This window comes from Myxococcus sp. MISCRS1, assembly GCF_026626605.1.
GTDB lineage: Bacteria > Myxococcota > Myxococcia > Myxococcales > Myxococcaceae > Myxococcus > Myxococcus fulvus.
Map to the genome: position 1 here is coordinate 4,600,105 of NZ_JAPNKB010000001.1, position 17,913 is coordinate 4,618,017.

At 71.9% G+C, this 17,913-nt stretch carries 14 protein-coding genes; 7 read left to right on the plus strand and 7 right to left on the minus strand.

Annotation, left to right across the window (positions count from 1 at the left end; translation table 11 throughout):
• The first annotated feature begins 171 nt into the window (after positions 1–171).
• Both OWM54_RS17955 and OWM54_RS17960 read left to right on the plus strand, forming a co-directional pair.
• The gene (locus OWM54_RS17955; protein ID WP_267698296.1) at positions 172–3,117 is read left to right on the plus strand and encodes a sigma-54-dependent transcriptional regulator; all 2,946 of its coding nucleotides are present in this window, start codon (positions 172–174) and stop codon (positions 3,115–3,117) included.
• A 526-nt stretch (positions 3,118–3,643) separates the two neighbouring features.
• Complete coding sequence (locus tag OWM54_RS17960; protein WP_267698297.1) at positions 3,644–4,618, plus strand: COX15/CtaA family protein; 975 nt, start codon at positions 3,644–3,646, stop codon at positions 4,616–4,618.
• A gap of 4 nt (positions 4,619–4,622) precedes the next feature.
• On the opposite strand, the gene OWM54_RS17965 is transcribed toward OWM54_RS17960, so the two are convergent.
• The 4 genes from OWM54_RS17965 to OWM54_RS17980 all read right to left on the minus strand — a co-directional run bounded on the left by OWM54_RS17965 (position 4,623) and on the right by OWM54_RS17980 (position 8,724).
• Positions 4,623–6,149, minus strand: a complete 1,527-nt coding sequence (locus tag OWM54_RS17965) for a glycine betaine ABC transporter substrate-binding protein (protein ID WP_267698298.1) — start codon at positions 6,147–6,149, stop codon at positions 4,623–4,625.
• On the minus strand, positions 6,146–6,898 hold the full coding sequence (locus OWM54_RS17970) for an ATP-binding cassette domain-containing protein (RefSeq protein ID WP_267698299.1): 753 nt from the start codon (positions 6,896–6,898) through the stop codon (positions 6,146–6,148). The genes OWM54_RS17965 and OWM54_RS17970 overlap by 4 nt, the downstream gene beginning before the upstream one ends.
• Before the next feature lie 24 nt (positions 6,899–6,922).
• The gene (locus OWM54_RS17975; protein WP_267698300.1) at positions 6,923–7,903 is read right to left on the minus strand and encodes a hypothetical protein; all 981 of its coding nucleotides are present in this window, start codon (positions 7,901–7,903) and stop codon (positions 6,923–6,925) included.
• Between the two features lie 155 nt (positions 7,904–8,058).
• On the minus strand, positions 8,059–8,724 hold the full coding sequence (locus OWM54_RS17980; protein WP_223749862.1) for a DUF4142 domain-containing protein: 666 nt from the start codon (positions 8,722–8,724) through the stop codon (positions 8,059–8,061).
• A gap of 315 nt (positions 8,725–9,039) precedes the next feature.
• On the opposite strand from OWM54_RS17980, the gene OWM54_RS17985 reads away from it, so the two are divergent.
• Positions 9,040–9,927, plus strand: coding sequence for a zinc metalloprotease (locus tag OWM54_RS17985; RefSeq protein ID WP_267698301.1), 888 nt, complete (start codon positions 9,040–9,042; stop codon positions 9,925–9,927).
• Between the two features lie 156 nt (positions 9,928–10,083).
• Positions 10,084–11,313, plus strand: a complete 1,230-nt coding sequence (locus OWM54_RS17990) for an alpha/beta hydrolase family protein (RefSeq protein ID WP_267698302.1) — start codon at positions 10,084–10,086, stop codon at positions 11,311–11,313.
• A gap of 13 nt (positions 11,314–11,326) precedes the next feature.
• Here the strand turns inward: OWM54_RS17990 and OWM54_RS17995 are convergent, their stop codons facing one another.
• Positions 11,327–12,109 (minus strand): hypothetical protein, encoded by a 783-nt coding sequence (locus OWM54_RS17995; RefSeq protein ID WP_267698303.1) that lies wholly within the window; start codon positions 12,107–12,109, stop codon positions 11,327–11,329.
• Positions 12,110–12,533: 424 nt separating this feature from the next.
• Here OWM54_RS17995 and OWM54_RS18000 point away from each other — a divergent pair, with 424 nt between their 5' ends.
• The 3 genes from OWM54_RS18000 to OWM54_RS18010 are packed head-to-tail and all read left to right on the plus strand — an operon-like array spanning position 12,534 to position 14,965.
• A complete protein-coding gene (locus tag OWM54_RS18000) occupies positions 12,534–12,860 on the plus strand; it encodes a hypothetical protein (RefSeq protein WP_267698304.1) in 327 nt (108 codons plus the stop codon).
• 9 nt (positions 12,861–12,869) lie between these two features.
• Entirely contained in the window at positions 12,870–13,586 is a 717-nt protein-coding gene (locus OWM54_RS18005; protein ID WP_267698305.1) for a response regulator transcription factor, read from the plus strand.
• Positions 13,583–14,965 (plus strand): sensor histidine kinase, encoded by a 1,383-nt coding sequence (locus OWM54_RS18010; RefSeq protein WP_267698306.1) that lies wholly within the window; start codon positions 13,583–13,585, stop codon positions 14,963–14,965. Before OWM54_RS18005 ends, OWM54_RS18010 begins: the two co-directional genes overlap by 4 nt.
• Before the next feature lie 2 nt (positions 14,966–14,967).
• Here OWM54_RS18010 and OWM54_RS18015 read toward each other — a convergent pair whose 3' ends face one another.
• Positions 14,968–15,672, minus strand: coding sequence for a hypothetical protein (locus OWM54_RS18015; protein ID WP_267698307.1), 705 nt, complete (start codon positions 15,670–15,672; stop codon positions 14,968–14,970).
• A gap of 2 nt (positions 15,673–15,674) precedes the next feature.
• Positions 15,675–17,912 carry a hypothetical protein gene (locus tag OWM54_RS18020; RefSeq protein WP_267698308.1) on the minus strand — a complete coding sequence of 746 codons (2,238 nt, stop codon included), beginning with the start codon at positions 17,910–17,912 and terminating at the stop codon, positions 15,675–15,677.
• Position 17,913 lies beyond the last annotated feature (1 nt).

Sequence of the window (17,913 nt, forward strand, 5' to 3'; positions counted from 1 at the left end):
CCGCCATCGGGGAGGTGAATCCCACATCATGTTGGGCGCTTCCTCGTACCCCGCACCGAGTCGAGACGGGTGATACTCGTGGGTAATCCGGGGAAATGCTCAATCGTTTGCATTCCCCCTGGAAAAGGCCCATGAGATTGTGTTCGCGGGGGGCACAAGGGGTTCGGTGTCGTGGAGAGCATCGAGGAAAAGGGGGAAGGCGGGGAGCTGAGCCCCGAGGCCATCCGCGCGCTGCGTGGGGGCCAGAGTCGTGCTGCCTTCGCTCGGATGCTGGGAGTCACCCCCCTGACGGTGTATCGCTGGGAGCTGCCGGAAGACGCGCCCCAGGCGCGGCGTCCCCGAGGTCGGGTGGCGCAGGCGCTCAAGCAGCTGCAGGGCGGCGGGCTCACGGGCGCTCAGCTGCCCTCCCTGTCCCGCCAGGAGCTGCGCCCCGAGGAGAGCCAGCGGCTGCAGCCTGCCCTGGACCGACTGAAGCGGGCCGAGTGGCGCGCGGCGGAGGAGGAGCTGCTCACGCTGCTGGCCTCGGGCGTGCTGCGGACCCCGGGCGCGAGGGCGCTCGCCGCGGTGGGGCTGTCCCACCTGCAGCGCTGGGGACGCGAGGACAGCCGGGGCGCGCTCGCCACGCTGCTGCCGCACCTGGGCGAGGCGGAGATGGGCCTGTTGCCGCGGGGCGTGGAGCTGCAGGTGCACGCGCTCGCGGCGAACCTCTACGCGTCGCCGGATGGGAAGCTGTTCGACGCCGTGAAGAGTGACGCGCACGTGGCCCGCGCGGAGGCGCTGCTGGTCGAGGAACCGGACTCGGACGCGCGCTGCCTCTTGCGCATGGCGCAGACGGCGGGCGCCTTCTACCTGGGCGAGACGGAGCGGGTGGCGCGCTACTCGGGGCGCGTGGCGGAGGCGCTCGCCCACGTGACGGACCCGGCGCTGCGGCTGCTCGCCGAGGACGTGTGCGCGCACGAGGAGGCCATCCGCGGAGAGACGACGCAGGCCACGCGCCGCTTCCGTGAAGTGGCCCAGGGCGCGGCGCGGCTGGGATACGCGTTCCTGGAGGCGCGCAACCTCGCCTTCCTCGCGCAGCGTCGGCTGGACGAGGCGTGCGAGCCGGAGGAGGCGCTGCTGCTGGTGCGCCGCGCGCGCGAGGCCGCGTACGGCGGACGCATGGCGCGCGGCTTCTCGTTCATCTTCGCGGCGCGCGCGGAGGCGGAGGCGCTGATTCGCCTGGCGCGCTTCGCCGAGGCGGAGGCCGCGCTGGACGAGGCCGACGCGGTGGTGGAGGAGCTGAGCTGGACGCCGCTGCAGCTCGCGGTGACGCGCGCGAAGCTGTGGCTGACGGTGAACCGGCCCGCGGAGCTGCGCAAGCTGGCCTCCCGCCTGTCCTCGTACGACGGCAACATCCAGCGCTCGCTCACCGGCGCGTACGCCCTCTTCGTGGAGGCCATGGCGGACCTGAGCGAGGGCACCGCCCAGCGCGCCGCCGCGGGCTTCGCGGCCGCCGGAGCGCGCGGCATGGAGCTGGGCGGCTGGCCCTACCTGCGCCGTGAGTGCCTGCTGTACGAGACGGCCGCGCGCGCCTACGCCGGGCAGCGGGAGGAAGGCCGGGTGGTGCTGCGCCGCACGCGCGCCTTCCTGGAGCGGATGCCGTCGGCGTGGCACTCCGCGCTGCTCCACCGCTTCGAGGGCATGCTCCTGGTCGTCGAGGGCCGCACGCGCGAGGCGAGGGATTTGCTCGAGGCCTCGCTGGGCACCTTCCGCCTCTCCGGCGACGTGTGCATGGCGGCCTTCACGCGCAGCCTGCTGGCGTGGCTGGCCAAGCACGAGGGAGACCCGGCCGCCGACGAGCTGCTGGCCGCCAGCGACGCGGAGCTGCGCCGCATCGGCATGGCGCCGCAGCCCAACTTCATCCCCGCCACGGCGCGCCCGGCCGGCTCGGGCAGCCCCCCATCCGAGCCCGGGGCCACGACGCGCCTGGGCTCCGAGGCGCTGGTGGTGCCCTTCGAGCGGCTGTCCGTGCGCGGCATGGGCGCGCCGCTCATCCAGCGCGAGCTGCTCGGCGTGCTGGAGGGCCTGTTCCCCGGCTGCGCGCCCCGGCTGGAAGAGGTGGACTCGCAGGGCCGCGTCACGGTGCTCGCGGGCCTGGACGCGCGGCCGGCCACGGACGAGGTGGAGTTCGGCGACGGGTGTGGACGCAGGCTGCGGCTGGGCGTCGTGGGGCCGCTGCCGGTGGATGGCCGCGCGCTGCTCACGCTCCTGTCCCGGCTGGGAGGCTTCGCGCTGGAGGTGGCGACGCTGCGCGGCTTCACGGCGGTGGAAGCGGGCGTGTCGGGCACGAGCGAGCCCGCGTCCGAGGAGCCCGGGCGAGAGACGGAGCTGCCGGGCTTCATCGCCGCCTCACCCTCGATGAAGCGGCTGCGCGCGGAGCTCTCGCGCCTGTCCGCCAGCCGCTCCACCGTCATCGTCACGGGCGAGTCCGGCGCGGGCAAGGAGGTCGTCGCGCGGGCGCTGCACCTGCTCTCCACGCGCTCGCAGCGGCCCTACGTGGCGTTCAACTGCGCGGCCGTCCCCAAGGAGCTCTTCGAGGGACAGCTCTTCGGCTACCGCAGGGGCGCCTTCACCGGCGCGGCCACGGACCACCCCGGCGTGCTGCGCGCGGCCCACGGCGGCACCCTGTTCCTGGATGAGATTGGCGAGCTGCCGCTGGACGTGCAGCCCAAGCTCCTGCGCGTGCTGGAGAACGGCGAGGTCTTCCCCCTGGGCGAGACACGCCCGGTGGAGGTCGACGTGCGCGTGGTGGCCGCCACGCACCGGGACTTGGGCCAGCTGGTGCGCGAGGGCCGCTTCCGCGAGGACCTCTACTACCGCCTCCAGGTGGTGCCGGTGCGCGTGCCGCCCCTGCGCGAGCGGCGCGAGGACGTGGTGGCCCTGGCACGTCACTTCGTGCGGCAGCTCACGCCCGAGGGACAGCCGCCACCGCAGCTGGGTTCAGACGCGCTGGAGGCGCTGATGGCCCACCCGTGGCCCGGCAACGTGCGCGAGCTGCGCAACGTCATCGAGCGCTCCATGGCGTACGGGCCCTTGCCGGCGGTGCTGGGGGCAAAGCAGATGCGCATCGCGGGCTGAAGTCGAGGAACCACCCCAACCCGCGATGCGCCCCGCCCTGTTTCCCCACACCCCTGTGGGAACCTCATGAGGCGCGCGTCGGAAGAGGTCCGCTCCGGGCCGGGGAGGGGGGGAACCCCGGCCCGAAGCGCGGTACTGCTTCCGACTGTTGCCTCTCAAAGAACACACCCATGGGCCCAAGAGGGGGGAAGCTTCGACCCTGGGTGCCGGGACCGCCCGAGGGCGGTCACCTGTTCAAACCGTGTGTCGCCAGCCTCCGGAGAGGTCCGTCGCGCACTGAGCGATCGCTAAGCACTCTACGTGCCAGCCCTTAGGGGCATGGAAGTGTCCAATGGACATCATCCAATGAGGTAGTCAAAGGGAGCAGGCATATCCAATGGGCCGGGTGGGACATCCGGAGGGCCCTATCCGGATATGCCCCGGCGCCGAGCGAGGGAGGAGCCGAGCAGGCGGGCTGATGGGCGGGGTGACGCTGGATGGGGTGCGTGGGCGGCGGGTGGAGCCCGGTTGCGATAAGGGGGACGCGATGACTCATCCCGCCTCGACCCGCTCGTTCCAGCGCTTCAGCCTCGGCGTGCTCGTCTTCACGTTGGGGGTGATTCTGTGGGGGGCCTTCGTGCGCGCCACGGGCTCCGGGGCGGGCTGTGGTGACCACTGGCCGGTGTGCAACGGGCAGGTGGTGCCCCGCGAGCCGACGGTCCAGACGCTCATCGAGTACACCCACCGGCTGACCAGCGGCGTGGTGATGCTGCTCGCGGTGGCCCTGAGCGTGTGGGCCATGCGGGCGCACGCCAAGGGCCACCCGGTGCGCAAGGCGGCGAACTGGGCGCTGTTCTTCATGATGACGGAGGCGCTGGTGGGCGCCGGCATCGTGCTGCTCCAGTACGTGGCGGACAACGCGTCCGTCGGCCGCGCGGTGTGGATGGGCGTGCACCTGGTGAACACGTTCCTGTTGGTGGGCGCGCAGACGCTGGTGGTGTGGTTCTCGAAGGGCCGGGCGAGCCTGTCCTTCCGGGGCCAGGGCTGGGTGGGCGTGCTGGTGGGCGTGTGCGTGGCCGGGATGATGCTGCTGGGCGTGAGCGGCGCGGTGGCGGCGCTGGGGGACACGCTGTTCCCCTCGGAGACGCTGGCGGAGGGGCTGGCGCAGCACGCGAACGACCAGGCCCACCTCTTCGTGCGCCGGCGCATCTATCACCCCATCATCGCGGTGCTGATGGGCGCGGCGCTGGTGTACGTGGGGCGGTGGATGTCGCGGCTGCGGCCGTCGCCGGAGGTGAAGCAGTCCGCGATGCTGCTCACCGGCCTCTACGTCCTGCAGTTGGGGGCGGGGCTCGTCAACGTGGTGCTGCTCGCGCCGGTGTGGCTGCAGTTGGTGCATCTGCTGCTGGCGGACTTCGTGTGGATGACGGTGGTGCGGCTGTGCGCGGCGGGCCTGTCGAAGGACGCGCCCCGCGCGGAGCGGGTGTCGGAGCCGGTGCCGACGCACGCCTCGGCCGCCTGAGGCGTCAGCGTGACTCCGACTCGGCGCGCAGGCGCAGCCCCTTGGGGATGAGCGCGCGGCCCAGGGCCTCGAACAGGCCGCTGACGAGCAGGGCCAGCACGGCGGCGGGGACGGCGCCCTCCAGGATGAGGCGGGTGTCGTCCAAGCGGATGCCGGTGAGGATGGGCTGGCCGTAGCCTCCCGCGCCGACGAGCGCGCCCAGCGTGGCGGTGCCCACGTTGATGACGGCGGCCGTCTGGATGCCCGCGAGGATGGAGGGCGAGGCCATGGGCAGGTCGATGCGCCAGAGCCTGGCGCGCGGAGGCAGGCCGAGCGCGTCCGCGGACTCGCGAACCTCCAGCGGGATTCCCGTGAGGCCCGCGGTGGTGTTCCGGACGATGGGCAGCAGGCTGTAGAGGAACAGCGCGGCGATGGCCGGTCGCGAGCCGATGCCCAGCAGCGGAATCATCACCACCAGCAGCGCCAGCGAGGGAATCGTCTGGATGATGCCGGCGAGCCCCAGCACGCCCTGCCCCAGCCGAGGGCTGCGCGCGGCGAGCACACCCAGCGGGATGGCGAGCGCGAGCGCGGCCAGGAGCGACACGCCGACGAGGAACAGGTGCTCGCGGGTGCGGCGCAGCACGCGCGACACGAGCCCCTCGCCGTGGACCTCGGTGGAGACGCCCAGCTTCGCGGCGAGGAAGTCGGAGGCCACCCGCGGCTCGGGCACGCGCTCCAGTCGGGCGCGGGCGTTGAGCTTCACCATCGCGTCTTCCGAGAGGCTGCCCTGCAGGCGCAGCACGGCCGCGAGGGCGTCGGGGGCGCGCGACTCCAGGTCCTCGCGATAGAGCAGCACGGCGTCGTAGGCGGGGAAGTGGCGCGCGTCGTCCTCGAGGACCCGCAGGCCGTAGGCCGCGATTTCGGCGTCCGTGGAGTACAGGTCCGTCACCTGCACGGAGCTGGCCTCCAGCCCCCGGTACGCGAGGTCGTGGTCCAGGCCGCGCACGTCGCGCTGCGGGAGCTTGTACGTGTCTCTCAGCGCGGGCCAGCCATCGGCGCGCTCCATGAACTCGTTGCTGAAGCCGAAGCGCAGCTCCGGGTGCTCGCGCAAATCCGAGACGCGGCGGATGCCCAGCCGCTCGGCCTCCGCCTCCTTCATGCCCAGGGCATAGGTGTTGTTGAAGCCCAGGGGCTTGCTCATGCGCAGGCCCACCTCGGCGAGCGCGGCGCGCAGGGCCGCGTCATCGGGCAGCGCGCGGCCGGAGAGCAGCTCCTGGCGCAGCGTGCCGGTGTACTCGGGATACACATCCAGCTCGCCCCGCTTGAGCGCCTCCCAGAGCACCGCGGTGCCGCCGAGCTCGCGTCGATGTCTCACGCTCGCGCCCGTGCTCCGCGCGAGCTGCGTCACCAGCTCCCCGAGGATGACGGACTCGGTGAACTTCTTGGAGCCCACGCGCACGGACGCCGTGCCCTCCGGCGTGCTCGACGCGCGGGAGCAGGCCCCCATCGACAGCACGAGCACCAGCAAGGTCCACCTCGCGCGAGCGCTCATCCGGTGACGCCTCCCCCGGGAGGCAGCCGCTGGGCCTGGATGAAGCGCGTGACGAACGTGTCCTGGGGCTGGGTCTCCAGCTGCGTCAGCGAGCCCTGTTGCACCACGCGCCCGTCCCGCATCAGCACGATGTCATCTCCGAGGAACCCCGCCTCCGCCAGGTCATGCGTCACCAGCACCACCGTCTTGCCGAGCCGCGCGAAGATGGCGCGCAGGTCCGCCTGGAGCTCATGCCGCACCAGCGGGTCCAACGCGCCCAGTGGCTCGTCCAGCAGCAGCACCTCCGGGTCCAGCATCAACGCGCGCATCAACGCCACGCGCTGCCGCTGTCCTCCCGACAGCTGCGCCGGGTAGCGCGCGAGCGCCTCGGGTGGGAACCGCGTCAGCTCCACCAGCACCTCCTGGCGCTCCCGGATGCGCGCCTCCGGCCAGCGCAGGTGCCGGGCCATCAGCACGACGTTCTCCTCACCCGTGAGATGAGGAAAGAGTCCCCCGCCCTGGAGCGCGTAGCCCACGCGGTGGCGCAGCGCGAGCAAGGCCTTCTCGTCCGTGGGCAGCGGCTGTCCCGCGTACAGCACCTGCCCCGTGTCCGGACGCAGCAGACCGTTGAGCAGGCGCACCAGCGTGGACTTCCCGCAGCCGCTCGGCCCGAGCAGCGCCGTGGTCCGCCCGGGCTGAAGCGTGAGCGTCACCGCGTCCAGCGCGAGGGTGTCACCGAAGCGCTTGGAGACCTGCTGCAACGCGTACACGGGCGGGCTCCTTCCTCGCTGCGTTCAGGGGACGGAGAAGGCGCCATTGCAGACGGCGGGGAACGCGGGCTCCTCGGACTCGAGGAAGCTGCACGCCGCGAACACCGCGCGGTCATCCCAATGTGTCGCCCCCGCCCAGACGACCAGGGGCCCGCGTGACGTGGGCGCGGTGAAGCGCAGACAGCGCGCGGGCTGCTGCTCCAGCAGGCAGGCCACCTCCTTCACGGGCCCGGCGCCGGGCAGGGCGGCGCGCAGCTCCGACACGCTCTGGTCCCTCCAGCGGACCGTGACCTCGGTGCGCGCGGGCCGATACACGCTCCACACGAAGGACGCGTCGTCGCAGCGGATGCGTCCCGCGCGGCTGGTGGACTCGGAGGGCTGACACTTCTCGGGCACCGCCAGCGAGCGCCAGGGCAGGCGCGGCGGCAGCAACATCGCCTGCTCGTCGAGCAGCTCCCCCTCGGGATTGCCCTTCGCCGCGAGGTACTCGAACAGCTCCAGGCAGCGCGCCACCGCGGGCTGGGCGTTGTTCTTCGCCACGCAGCCCAGCTCCCGCTGCCGGCCGAGCGGCCCCGCCACGGACACCAGGTAGCCGCCCGCGCGGCAGGGCGTCGAGGCCTCCTTGCCTCCCCCTTCCGCGTCACACACCGCGAAGCGGGCCGCGGGCCACGAGCGGTCCGCCAACGGCAGCGCGCCCTCCGCCACCACCACGCGCTCGCCCAGCCGCTCCACCAGCCGGGCCCGGGCCAGCGCCAGCACACGCTCGGACGTCACGGCCTTGCGCTCGACGAGCCACACCGTGGAGTCGCCACACTGATAGACACGCGACGTGGGGCCGTCGGGCACCGGCGTGCACCCCGCGAAGAGCGCGCGCGCCGCCGGCAGGAACGGCCCCACGGGCGTGGCGCCCTCCGGCGGGACAGGCGGGACCTGGGGCGCGGACGTCGCGCACGAGCACAGGACGACACACCACCAGGCAGCTACCCACTTCCAGGCATTCGCCATGCGTCGGGATAAACACCCGCCGCCCACCGCGTCAACCCGGGAGCGCGAAAGGCGCCCAGCGGCGCACACAGCGCCTCCCCGAGACGACACCGCGCGGTGACGCCGGAAGCACCGGGTCACCGCGCGGGTGCTGTCATGCGTCGAGCGCGCGAGTCCTAGCGGCGGAGGGCCTTCTCCATCTCCTTGGCCTGCCGCTCGTTGCTCGCGATGCCCTGGCGCGTGCGGCGCAAGAGCTCGCTGAAGGCGGCGTCGGTCTCGTACTTCTTCATGCCATCGGCCACCATGTCCTGGCCCTTCTTGCCGTCATCGGCGACGCGCGACAGGAAGTCCTTGTCGAAGTCCTTCCCGCTCTTCTCGCGCAGCTTGTCCAGGTCCTTCTCGGCCTCGGTGATGGCCTTGTTCAGGCGCTCGTCGACGCCTTCCATCTTCTTGTCGTAGCCCTCCTGCATCGCGCCGGAGCCGCCCGTGCCGGACGCGGGCTGGTTCAGGTCGATGGTGGCCACCTCGATCTGCTTGCTGTCCGCCCACGCCTTCAGGCCCGACAGGTGCTGCTTGTGGTCATCCACCAGCTTCTGGGCGAACGTGCGCACCTGCTCGTCCTGGGTCTTCTCCAACGCCAGATTGCCCAGGGCAATCTGCTTGGCATCGAAGAGCGCCAGCTTGCCGACATACAGCTCCTTCTCGGCCACGGCCTCACCGATGCGCTTCTGCTCCTTGCGGTCCTTCTTCGCGTCGTCCGCGAGCGCGGAGCCCGTCATCGAGCCGAACACCAGGGCCGCCGCCAGGGCCGCCACCCCACCACCACGAATCCTTCGAGCCATGCCGTCCTCCTGGACAGGGATTGCCGCAAAGTGGTCCGGCCCCCGCGCCCCGGCAAACGTCGCCCGCCCGTCAGCCCCTCCCCCGGGCCCCGCGCCCGCGTGCGCCGCCCGACGCTCCCGCTCCGGGCGCCGTCGATTTCCCGTGGCCGCTCTCCGGGTATTTTCGCGTCAATTAAAGACATTTTACATACAGATTTTCCATTGGTGCATCCATGTCTCACATACCGGCCCGAATGAGCTTCCGTCTGGGCAGGGATTGACTCTGGTTGAATCATTCGAGTATCCAATGAATCACCAACTTCCCTGGAGTTGACAATGATTGGCAGCGTCGCGAAGAGGAATGGTCGTCTGGCCGTGGTCGCGGGTGCACTGTTGAGCCTGGCCGCGTGTCGCGGAGACGAGGCTCCGGAGGCGGAGGCCCCGGCGGACACCACGGAGCAGGTCGCGGCGCACCGCGGCTGCGCGGCGGAGGAGCCGTCGACGGAGGAGCGCCAGGCCATCGACGCGTTCCTGGCCTCGCGCAAGAGCCAGCTGCGCGCGGTGGGCTCGGTGACGGTGCCGACGTACTTCCACGTCGTCAACAAGGGCACGGGCATCGCGAACGGTGACATCCCCGAGTCGCAGATCAACGCGCAGATGGCGGTGCTGAACGCGGCCTACCAGAACACGCCGTTCCGCTTCGTGCTGCAGGGCATCACCCGCACCACGAACTCCAAGTGGTACGCGCTCAAGAGCGGCAGCGCCAACGAGCGCGCCATGAAGAAGGCCCTGCGCCAGGGTGGCAAGGAGAGCCTCAACATCTACTCGGCGAACCTGAGCGGCGGGCTGCTCGGCTGGGCGACGTTCCCCTCCAGCTACGCGTCCAACCCGCAGCAGGACGGCGTGGTCATCCTCTACAGCAGCGTCCCCGGCGGCACGGCGGCGCCCTACAACGAGGGTGACACGGGCACGCACGAGGTCGGCCACTGGCTGGGCCTGTACCACACGTTCCAGGGCGGCTGCACCGCCACGGGCGACAGCGTGAGCGACACCCCGGCCGAGGCCTCGCCGGCGTACGGCTGCCCCACCGGCCGCGACACCTGCTCGGGTGGCGGTCTGGACCCCATCACCAACTTCATGGACTACACCGACGACAGCTGCATGAACACCTTCAGCGCCGGTCAGGTCACGCGCGCCGACGACCTGGCGGCGGCCTACCGCTAGTCGCGACGACGTTCGACGGACAGCCTGTCGGACCCGACGCCGGGGTCTCCCATGGGGAGGCTCCGGCGTCGTCGTGTCGGGTTGCGTGCGATTCCTCCGGGTCGCATGTAACCAATCGGGTGCACGCGGGTTGATGGGGACATCCGGAGCCTCGACATGTCCCGCCTTCGCCTGCTTGCCCTCCTCGGTGTGTCCCTCGTCTCGGCGTGTTCCTCGTCAGCGGATGGCTCGGAGGGCCCTCCTTCCGACGAGGTCGTCCTCACGGGCCCGGATGCCGGCCTCCCGGAGGATGGAGGCCTCCCCGCGGACGGCGGCACGTCCGTGGGCCCCACCGCTGACGCCGGAACGGAGGGCGAGGACATCACCGCGGGCGTCTGCTCCACCCTTCCCTTCCCCACGCCCTGTGTCGAGCCGCAGCCCGGGACACTCGTCACCGCGGTGAGCGACTGGGGCGTCCCTGGCCCCCACGCCGTCACCGTGGAGCGCGTGGCCAATCCGCACCCGGTGGCACGCGGACAGGTCATCACCTATCGCCCGACGGGGCTCACCACCGTTCCCGTGCTCTTCTTCTCGCACGCGTTCGGCGCCACGGACGCGGACCTGTACGCCGAGCTGTTCCAGATGCTCGCGAGCCAGGGCTACGCCGTGGTCTTCGTCCCCTACCCGCTCACCCCGGACGTCGAGCGTCCGAACGAAGCCCGCTACGACTGTCTGTGGCAGGGCTTCCTCGCCGCCGTCGCCCAGCAGCAGGGCCGCTTCGACCTGACGCGCGTGGGGTTCTTCGGTCACAGCTACGGCGGCGCCGCGACACCGGACATGGCGCGCCGGGGCTTCGTCGACCGTGGCTGGGGAAGCAACGGGCGGTTCCTCTTCTCGATGGCCCCCTGGTACTCGTGGGGCCGCGACTACGCGACGCTGCCGCCCGACGTGCGCGCCGTCATCCAGGTGTACGCGGACGACGAGGTCAACGACCACGCGACGGCCGTCCAGGACCTCTGGAACAAGTTGCCCACGGGGCTGGAGCGCGCGTGGCACACGGTGGTGAGCGACGCGTGTGGCTGCGGGCTCAACGCCACGCACACCGTGCCGATGTCCCGCGCGAGCCTCACCCAGAACCCGGAGAACGTCCTCAACAGCCAGGACCGCCAGGCCGTCTGGCGACCCCTGCATGCGCTCGCCGTCTACGCCTTCACCGGTGACACCGCCGCCCGGGACGTGGCCTTCGGGACGGACCGGAGCCAGGGCTCCTGGCTCGCGTGTCGGGGCCGGCAGGTGCGCCCGCTCCTCGCGAGCCGCGCCGTGCCGCTGCCCACCGCCTGCCACGCCTACACGTACCCGTACGCGGACCGCTGCCAGTACGCGGACCCCGGCACGCCCTGCCCCTGAGCCCGGCCCTCCGTCACGGACTGCGCGGGCAGGCGGGCGGCTCCGAGGGGCAGCGGCCGCCCGCGTCCTTCGGCGCCGTCTGCGTGCACTCCGCGATGCGCGCGAACGTGGTGCTCGCCGCGAGGTCGACGTCCGCGCCATCCCACCCGCGCAGGATGCCATGCCCCGCGCTGTCCTCGATGCGCGCGTTCGCGAGGAACGGCGCCACGGACTCCTTGAACACCAGGAGGGCCGAGCTGACGTCGAACGAGTCCGGCAGGTCGTTGCACCCGAACCCCGAGCACTGACACGGCCCGCCCGCGTACCGCACCACCACGGACTCCAGCCGGTCCTCCGGGTTCAGCTCGTCAAAGGCGATGCCCGCCCAGGCACCCGCGGTCGGGTGCTCCCTCGCCGACGTGAAGACGATGGGCTTCACCGCCGTGCCCGCCGCGACGAGCGTGCTGCTCGCGTCGACCACGCGCAGCAGCGTCTCCGGCTCGAAGCGCAGCTCCACGCCCGCCTCGATGGTGAGCTTCGCGGGCGCATCCGGCCCACCCACCTGGAGCCCCTCCAGCCGATACGGCACCCGCAAATCCCTCAACGTCGCGTCCGCCCCCAGGTAGTACACCGACGACGACGCGATGGACGGCCCCACGTAGACGGTGTCCTCCACGTTGCCCGTATAAGTCCCCGCGGGCAGCGTCCCCAGGGCGTTGGGGTTGACCATCATCGGATGGGGCCGCGCCTCGTTCCCCGCGCCCCAGATGCTCAGGTCCGAGGAGCCCTCCGCGAACCCCGCCGTGCCGTTGAGCACGATGCCGGGTCCCTGCGAACTCTCGATGGTGACGTGCTGGACGAACAGCGGCGGGGACCGGGCAGCTCCGCGCCCGCGTTCACCCGCACCGTGGCCTGCGCCGCCTCGGGTGCCCCTCCCCCCGAGAACACCCCCCATGCCAGCCGCGCCGAACCTCCCGCGCCGAGGAGCAACCCGCCCCACGGCCTGCCCGACTCGCGAGACTCGAAGCGGATGGGCTGGCATGTCGCCTTCCCCAAGACGGATGGACTGCCCCTCTGCGCGCGACCAGGGCCCATCCGCTCCGACGCGCCAATCCCCATCCGGAGACAGGGTGTGCCCGTCCCGTCGTTACAATCGTTTACATTCGCCACATACCCACGCGACATCGGGCGGCTTGAGTCCGCACCATCCCGAGCGGTCCGAAGTGTCCTGGGGGTGGTCGATGTCCCTGTGTCAGACCTGCCGTACCGATGTGTCCCGCGCCGTGTTCCTGGCCCTCGCCGGCTGCCTGCTGGTGGCGGCGTCGACGTATGCCGCCCTGCGGGAGCGTCCCCGCGCCGAGGCCTGGGCCGAAGCGGTGGCCCGCGCCCCGCTGACGGACCTGTCCGTGCATCACCACGCCCTGGTCGACCTGTGGCGCCGCCCCTCGAGCCCGGCGCAGTGGGGGCAGTGGCTGGTGGACGGGAGCGTGTGGCAGCTGCGCAGGCTGCATCCCCGGGCGTGGGTGGAGCAGCTGCTGACCTCGGGCGCTCGCGCCGAGCGGAACTAGACTGGACCCATGGCCTCGTCACCCGCCTCCGCCATCGAAGTGCTCCTCATCGAGGACGACGCGCACCTGGCGCGGCTCACCGCCGAGTACCTGGAGCGCCAGGGCGTGAAGACCTGCCTCGCGCGGGACGGGGAGCAGGGGCTGGTGGAGGCCTCGCGCCGCGCGTTCGACGCCATCCTCATCGACATCATGCTGCCCCGGAAGGACGGGCTCACCGTGTGCCGGGAGCTGCGGGAGCGCTCGGCGGTCCCCATCCTCATGCTCACCGCGCGCGGCGAGGAGGCGGACCGGGTGATGGGGCTGGAGCTGGGCGCGGATGACTATCTGCCCAAGCCCTTCTCCTCGCGGGAGCTGCTCGCGCGCATCCAGGCCCTGGTGCGCCGCAGCCGGGGGCACCTGGGCCCCACGCGCGACGTGGTCCGCGTGGGTGGCCTCTCGCTGAGCCGGAGCGCCATGCGGGCCTCGCTGCACGGACAGCCGCTGGCGCTCACGCGGCACGAGTTCACGCTGCTCCTGGGGCTCGCCGAGCGGGCGGGCCGGGTGCTGTCCCGGGAGCAGCTGCTGGAGCTGGCGAAGGGCGGCGACCCGGACGGCCCCGTGGACCGGGCCATCGACGTGCATGTGTCCCGGCTGCGCCAGAAGCTAGGGGACGACGCACGCAACCCGCGCATGCTCAAGACGGTGCGCGGCGTGGGGTACGTGCTGGAGCAGGGTGAGGAGTCATGAAGCTCTCCGAGCAGCTGCGCCCGCGCCGGATGTTCTGGCGCATCTACCTGTATGGCCTGCTGATGCTGGGGGGCTCCGTCATCGCCCTGGGCATCGTCGCCGAGGCCATCGAGGCCCAGGGCGGAGGACGCATCAAGGAGCTGGACCACAAGCTGGAGCAGGTGGTGAAGCTCGCGCCGACGGATGCTCCCGAGCTCCAGCCGCTGATGCAGTCCATCGTCGCGGAGCATGGGCACCACATCACCCTGTTCGACGTCCAGGGGCGGTTGCGGCGGAGCACGGCGAATCCTCCCCCGCGCATGCTCGATGAAACCGAGTGGCAGACCATCCGGCTGGGCTACAGCTGGATTACACGCGAGGGGACCCTGTTCTGGGTGACGCTCACGTGGCGAGGCTCCACGTTGGATGGCTACATGCTCCGCGAGGCCTCCGCGACCCGGCGCAGCTACATGTTCCTCGGGCTCGTGGTGACCGTCGTCCTGCTGGTGCTCGCGCTGCTGTCGATTCCGCTCGCGCGCGCCATCGCGTCTCCGCTGGAGCGGCTGACGAAGGTGGTGGGCGAGTTCGGCCAGGGTCGACTGTCCGCGCGCGCGAACCTGAAGGGACGCAACGAGGTGGCGATGCTGGGCCACGCCTTCGATGAGATGGCGGCGCGCAAGGAGGCCCTCATCCGGGGACAGAAGGAGCTGATGGCCAACGTCTCCCACGAGCTGCGCACGCCCCTGGCGCGCCTGGGCGTGACGCTGGACCTGGTCGAGGACGGTCAGCCCGAGGAGCTGGCGACCCGACTCCCGGAGCTGCGTCGGGACATCGGCGAGCTCCAGCAGCTGGTCGACGGGGTGATGCAGATGGCGCGGCTGGACCTGGAGACGAACCAGGCGGGACAGCCAGGGCCGCGCGTACAGCGGGTGAGCGTGTCCCTGCCGGACTTCCTGCGGGACACCGCCGAGCGCTTCCAGCGCACCGCGCCCGAGTGCCCGCTCGCGCTGGAGCTGCCCGAAGCGTTGCCCACGCTGGAGGTGGACCCGGTGCTGGTGCGCCGCGCGCTCCACAACCTGCTCGACAACGCGCGCAAGTACTCGGAGCCGGGGAGCGCCGTGACGCTGCGGGCCGCCGAGGACGGGGACACGGTGCGGCTGGAGGTCGAGGACCGGGGCATCGGCGTGAGCGCCACGGACCTGCCTCAGCTCACCACGCCCTTCTTCCGCACGGACCGCAGCCGCGCGCGGGAGACAGGCGGCGTCGGGCTGGGGCTCACGCTGGTGCGCCGCATCGTCGAGGCGCACGGCGGCACGCTGTCGTTTCAGCACGCCGCCGAGAAGGGAACCCGCGCGACGCTCGTGTTCCCCAAGTCGCCGGGCCTCCAGTCCGCGGCCTGAGGTCAGAGCCCCTTCTTCTGCCTCAGCGCCTGTTCGACCTCGGGAAGGAACGGGCCGCCGCCCGTCCGCACATGAGACCAGGTCTTGTACGCATCCAGGACCCCGCCCCGGATGACCTCAGGGACGAAGGTCTGCTTGTGATGTTCCGGGTCGCCGACGTCGACGTCCGGAGTGAAGGACTGCCAGCCCTTGCCGCCCACGATGAGCGTGCGGTAGGCCTCGGGCACCGAGCGAGGCTTGCCGGCCTTGGCCCAGATGGCCGTGTTCGAGTCGAGCACCACGGCCCTCGCGGTGAGCGTGCTGCTCGTGCCCAGGCTCGCTTCGGAATCGCCACCCGTGCCGACGATGACTCCGGACGCCACGACGTCGCCGTCCACCGACACGCGCGCGCTGCTCTCGAAGCGGATGTTGCGGGCCTGGAGCTGGCCCGTGATGAACAACGTGCTGACCGCGTAGTCGTCCGTCGTGCAGACGAGGTCACCGGTCGTCACCAGGTCGCCGTCGATGACCAGCACCCAGGGCCCATCCCCCGTCGTCAGGTCGTGGTCCGCGTGGAGGCCGCCCTCGAGGAGCCGAGGCCTGGGCTCCTCGCTCACCAGCGTGCGGTTCTCCAGCAGCCAGTCCCGCATGTCGTGGCCCTTGAAGCGCTCCGCGAGCTCCTCGAAGGACACTTCCCGACCCATCCCGTCCAACGTCTTCGCATCCATTCCTACTCCCCATCCACGTCGCGAGGCGCCGGGCGCTTCTTCCCATAGGCCGCCTCGAGAATCGCATCGCTGCGCAGGCCGCTCGCCTTCGCCGCCTCCACGTCCAGCCCCTCGCCATGTCCCCGTCCGCGTCCCTCGAACACCAGCACGCTCCCGTTGAACGAGGCCGTGCGTGGACATGACGGCAGCTTCAACCCCGAGCGCAACAGCTCACACGGCAGCGAGCGCCCCTCCTCGTACGTCGCCGTCCCATCGCGCTCGGTGAGCAGGTAGTTCACCCGACCCGCCTCGAAGCGCAGCGACACCAGCCCGCGCCCGAGCAGCCGCTCCACCTCGCCACGCGGACGCTCCTGCTTCCACGGCTCCTCGCCGCCCTGCGAGAAGAGCAGCCACTCCTTCCACTTCAGCGCGGGCATCCCCAGCGCCTTTGCGTCATCGCGCTGCACGCGCACCGTGCCCCGGAAGGCCTGACAGTGCGTCGTGTCGCAGACGGCGCGGCCCGGGTGTCGACTGTGCCGCTCGTTGTGCGCCACCACCCGCGCCAGCGCCACGCGCGGCTCGCCCTTCAGCGTCACGTCCTCCGCCGCCACCACGCCCGCCGTGTACTGCAGCCGCGTGGTGCGGAACACGAAGTCCGAGCCCCGCCGCGCCTTCATCGCGCTCGGTGACGTGGGCACCCCCTCGGGCGGCCGGTACGCCGGCGGTGGGGACCAGGAGAACACGCCCGCATAGTCGCGCCCCTCCTCCGGCCCCTTCGGGAAGCGCACGCGCCACGGCGCGCCCAGGCACACCGCCGCGCCCTTCGTCGTCAACGCCTCCAGCCGCGCCCACTCCCCCGGCGAGGGCCTGGGCACGCCACCGTCCACCGAGAACGCCACGCCCGGACACCGCGCCTCCACCTCCCGCGAGGGCACCAACCCCAGCACCTGCACCCGCGCCGCCTCCACTCCCGCCTGCTTGCGCGCGCGCGCCAGCGCCGCCGGAATCTCCTCCGCGAAATGCCGAGGCATCTTCCCCGGCCGCACCGCCACCACCACCAGGTCCTCGTCCACCGCCGCAATCCAGCCGTACTGCGGACGGCTCGCCGCGTCCCGCACCGTCCCCGTCTTCGTCGCCACGCCCGACAGCGCCTTCGACGCGGGCAGCTCCGCCAGCGTCCCCCGGTCCGCGTTGTCCGCGAGCAACGCCAGCACGTCCGGCCGCGCCTCCGCCAGCAGCCGATACGCCTGTGCCAGGCCCCACGGCGACAGCGACAGCGTCGAGCGCAGCCCCACCATGTCCGCCATGTCCGCGGGCGTCCCCGTCAGCCCCAGCGCGGACAGCACCGGGCCCCAGGCACCAAAGGCCCTGGGCGCCGAGCCCGCCGCCTCCCAGTCCAGGAAGTACCCGTTGCACGAGCGCAGGAGCGCCGTGCGCGCGTCCACCTTCGCCGGCAGACCGGGCCCGCAGCTCCACTCCTGCACGTCCACGCGCGGCGCCAGCACCGGGTGCCCCACGCCCGCCGCGTACACGAAGGGCTTGAGCACCGAGCCATACGGCAGCGCGCGCCGCGCCTCGCCCTCCGACAACAGCACCTCACCCGAGTGCCGGCTCACCACCACCGTGGCCGGCCCCGCGGCGCGCACCTCCACCTCCGCCAGCTCGTCGATGGACAGCGGCACCACCCACCGCGCGCCGTCGTGACACTGACGCAGCCGGCGCGACAGCGCCTTGGGGAACCCCACCGACTCACTGAGCAGCCGCGCCAGCGCCCGCCGTGCCCGCGTCGAGTCCACCGCCGGCGACGACGCCAGCTCCGACGCCGCGCGGGACAGGGACTGATAGCCGCCCTCGCGCCACGCCGGCAGCTCACCGCTCACGGCCACCGCGAAGGCCTCGTGGAACAGCCGGTCCTCGCTCGACTGCGGACACGCCCACCACAGCAGCTGGTGCGCCAGCTCGTGCCGCAGCGCCACGCGCAGCCGCTCATCCAACACGCCGGGCGTGTTCTGCCGCAGCTCGACGAGCCCCGGCCGACCCTGCGCGTTGCGCTCGGGGGACAGGGCCGCGCCTCGCTGGAGGAGGATGGAGACCGGGGCCTTCGTCGGCGCCCCACCCGCCTCCGCGGAATACACCGCCTCCAGCGACGCCCAGCCGGCCTCCGCCTCGCGGCGAAGCTCCGACTCGGGCGTCACGTCACCTCGCGTGACGAAGGTGGGGGTGGCCGCCAGCAACACGGCCACCATGGAAGCCCACCCCATC